This is a genomic window from Planotetraspora kaengkrachanensis (genome assembly GCF_016862895.1).
Lineage (GTDB): Bacteria > Actinomycetota > Actinomycetes > Streptosporangiales > Streptosporangiaceae > Planotetraspora > Planotetraspora kaengkrachanensis.
The window spans coordinates 1-1,107 of record NZ_BONV01000082.1; the positions used below are offsets into that span (position 1 = coordinate 1).

General features: G+C 62.3%; 1 protein-coding gene. It reads left to right on the plus strand.

Features of this window, described 5'->3' with window-relative positions:
• The coding region (locus Pka01_RS40435) for a TadA family conjugal transfer-associated ATPase (RefSeq protein ID WP_203888322.1) at positions 1 to 1,107 on the plus strand (1,107 nt) is incomplete at both ends.

A 1,107-nucleotide genomic window follows, 5' to 3' on the forward strand; every position in this document is an offset into this window, starting at 1 on the left:
CCACTCGCTGGTGAAGCGGTTCCGGCAGGAGGTGGGTGATCGGCTGGCGCGTCAGCGTCGGTTGGATCAGGCCGGTGGTGTGGCGGCGATGTCGGGGGAGGATGAGCGGCAGTTCGCGCGGGCGTTGATCGCTCAGGTGTTGGAGGAGTTCGCGCGGGGGGAGATCGGGGTTGGTCGGACGCCTCCGACGGCTGAGGAGGAGGAGGCGTTGGCGGCGGGGGTTCATGCCGCGTTGTTCGGTGTGGGTCGGTTGCAGCCGTTGTTGGATGATGTGGAGATCGAGAATATCGATGTCAACGGGTGTGATCGGGTTTTTGTGAGTTATGCGGATGGCCGTGAGGTGATGGTCGATCCGGTGGCCGACTCCGATGAGGAGTTGGTGGAGTTGATTCAGATTCTGGCGGCGTATTCGGGGTTGTCGTCGCGGCCGTTCGATACGGCGAATCCTCAGTTGGATCTGCGGTTGCCTGATGGGTCGCGGTTGTCGGCGGTGATGGATGTGACCGCCCGCCCCGCCCTGTCGGTCCGCCGTGCTCGCCTCGGGAAGGTCTTCCTCAGCGATCTCGTGGGGAACGGCACGATATCTCCTGACCTGGGCCGTTTTCTGTCGGCTGTGGTGGCGGCGCGGAAGAACGTGATGATCGCGGGGTCGACGAACGCGGGGAAGACGACGTTGTTGCGGGCGTTGGCGAACGAGATTCCGGCGCATGAGCGGTTGATCACGGTGGAGCGGGCGCTGGAGCTGGGGTTGGACCAGTTTTCGGAGTTGCATCCGAATGTGGTGGCTTTTGAGCATCGGCTGCCGAACTCCGAGGGTCAGGGTGAGATCACCATGGCGGAGTTGGTGCGGCGGTCGCTGCGGATGAATCCGTCGCGGGTGATCGTGGGTGAGGTGTTGGGTGACGAGATCGTCACGATGCTGAACGCGATGACGCAGGGGAATGACGGGTCGTTGTCGACGATTCATGCGAATTCGTCGATGGAGGTGTTCAACCGTATTTCGACGTATGCGTTGCAGGCGGAGGAGCGGTTGCCGATCGAGGCGTCGCACATGTTGATCGCGGGTGCGATCGATTTCGTGGTGTTCATCGAGAAGCGCAACGACTA